Source organism: Nostoc sp. CHAB 5715 (genome assembly GCF_020829685.1).
Taxonomy (GTDB): Bacteria; Cyanobacteriota; Cyanobacteriia; order Cyanobacteriales; family Nostocaceae; genus Nostoc.
The window spans coordinates 1-2,283 of record NZ_JAIVFR010001105.1 but is presented as its reverse complement, the minus strand read 5'-3'; the positions used below and the strand labels follow the sequence as shown (position 1 = coordinate 2,283).

Genomic DNA, 2,283 nt, shown 5'->3' with positions numbered 1-2,283 from the left:
GCAAGACCATGACATCTAGAGTCTCAAAACCCTTGCACAATCGTTAGTGATCGCTGGGTAAATTTGAAAACTGAGCGACGAAACAACTAGTTTGCAAGCTGTGCGGCTTCTAGATTTCTTTTAGAGATTTATTCAGCAAGCCCTATTTAAGAGCTTGAGACTCAAGCACAGAGAGAAGTTTTGTATGTTGATTGATCAAAGCTTGTATTGTGCTAACTGGATCATGGTGAAGGCGACGTTTCTGTTGACGAGGAGCTTGGGCCAAAGCTAATCTACGACGTTGAGTTTTATACTCAGTTATAGGTACTTGCTGAATTTTTTCTAGTAACTGTTTTTCACTTTCGGCTAAGAATAGAACTTGATATTGCCCAAAATCACGCAATTCGGCAGTTGATTTACGCCCACTAATACGACGCTGATGGCGACGCAAATGGCTAAACATAGCTTCCATTTTGAGGTTATCTGGCGGCAAGCCAGGGATGTCATAGCAGTGCAACAAGTTAGTCCCATATTTGTCCCATAGTCGTTGTAACTTTTTCTTGAGAGCAAACTGTGCCGGATTTTGTTGAAGGTCAGGCTGAAACTGTTGTAATAAATCTTCCATCTCGCGCCAAACCTGAAGGCTCGTTAAGGGTGAACAACTAGTTTGTGTAATATCGGTTACATTATCTGCGCTACGTTTGGAGTTATTTGGATAGCGCAAACAATCAGCAATTTGTCGCAACCACTTGTGCGCTTCTGCCAAATCCAACGCTATGGAAAGATTGTTGCTTAAAGCTTGGTCAACCCATACTGACAACACAGATAAATAATCTGTGTCAATTTCTCGACATGCTAAACTACGTAGTATTGCACCTATGGCTTCTAGTTGTTGGTAGCCGCTTAAGCCACCCCATCGGAAAGGTTTGCGACTTGTGCGATTGAGACAATCCCGAATCGCTGCACGAATTTGAGCTTCGAGTATCATTAACTCTGCGTTTCGTGACAAATAGGGGATTGCTGAAAAAGGGGGGTAGTATTTGGCTGCTGTTGGGAACTTGGGTCTTGAGGTCTTTCTGAATTCTCTGGGACTTTTGGCAGTCCATCTAAATCTGCTTTTAATTGGTGTCGGAGCTTTGTATCTAATGGCAGCACAGATTCACTCAAATTACTTAGGAAGTGTGCCTGACAACGTTGATGTGGTGCATCTGTCCAAGTTGAATTTATTGCCGCGATGATTGCTGATTCCCCATCTGATAATGTTGCCAGTACTTTGTACGGAAACTCCTTATATGGTTGCAGCCACTCAATTAACAGTTGTGCCTGTGCCTGGGGTAACTGAATTCCACTGACTGCTGTACCACTTAATACTTCATATAATACGTATAACAAAGTCCCATGACCCTCTGGCTGTAAGGCATCTATTGCCCAAATCAAGCCACCATGTTCAACTGCTGTAGCAGCTAATTTCTCCTGGGTATGTGCCATCGTTCCACCCAACAGTGCCAGAAATTGACGATATAGCTTCCCTACATTACTCTCGTTAATTTCTACACCACGCCCCTTTAATTCTCGTTGAATTTCTACCAACTGTTGATGCTCATGCTCATGCTGCCAACCGATAAATGCCAGCACATCTAGCCCGTAAGTACTTTGAGGCAAACTATATTTTAGTACACCATAGGCTAAGTAGTGTTTACCAAAATATTCACATTCGGCGTTGGCACATTTTTTCCCCTTGCCTGCCACAAAAACTGCTCCATTTAGCGTTTGAATGGTTTTTCGCATATGCCAAGATGGAAGGCTAACTAATTTGGTGTCGCAATGGATACACGAATTTAGCTCACATTTCACAACTATTCGTTTGGCATCCGGGAAATGTCTTTGTGGGCGGTGGCGAGGCAATTTTACGATCACTGAGGACTGGCTGCTGCTATATGTTTTTTCAGCTTACCTGTAAACAACACCAATTAGATAGTTAGGGGTTGTACTGCTATTTGAATTATTTCGACTGAATAATAATGTCCCTTTGCTATCTGATAAAGAGCCTGTCCACTTGTTTCCAAATTAGCTAGAGCGCTTGTAACTATCTCTTTTTTTTTCGTCCTCTATCTCAATATTCTGTTTGAGTAGATTTGATTCAGCATTTTTTGCTCTGCTTTTCCAATAGTCTCGTGAGGCTGATAAATCTCTGACTTTTATTTCTAATGCTCTAAGTTTTTTCTGTTTTTCCAAAGCTCTCTCTTTCCAATTGTCTCGACCGTTACGAAACAATCTTGCTAATTTGGAAACAAGTAGATCGGA

The 2,283-nt window shown here is 41.9% G+C and carries 3 protein-coding genes; all 3 read right to left on the bottom strand.

Going from position 1 to position 2,283, the window contains the following annotated elements:
- Positions 1-142 precede the first annotated feature (142 nt).
- Positions 143-988 (bottom strand): hypothetical protein, encoded by an 846-nt coding sequence (locus LC574_RS36465; protein ID WP_229458487.1) that lies wholly within the window; start codon positions 986-988, stop codon positions 143-145.
- On the bottom strand, positions 967-1,728 hold the full coding sequence (locus tag LC574_RS36460; RefSeq protein WP_229458486.1) for a hypothetical protein: 762 nt from the start codon (positions 1,726-1,728) through the stop codon (positions 967-969). The genes LC574_RS36465 and LC574_RS36460 overlap by 22 nt, the downstream gene beginning before the upstream one ends.
- Before the next feature lie 318 nt (positions 1,729-2,046).
- On the bottom strand, positions 2,047-2,283 hold a 237-nt coding region (locus LC574_RS36455), incomplete at its 5' end, for a hypothetical protein (RefSeq protein ID WP_229458485.1).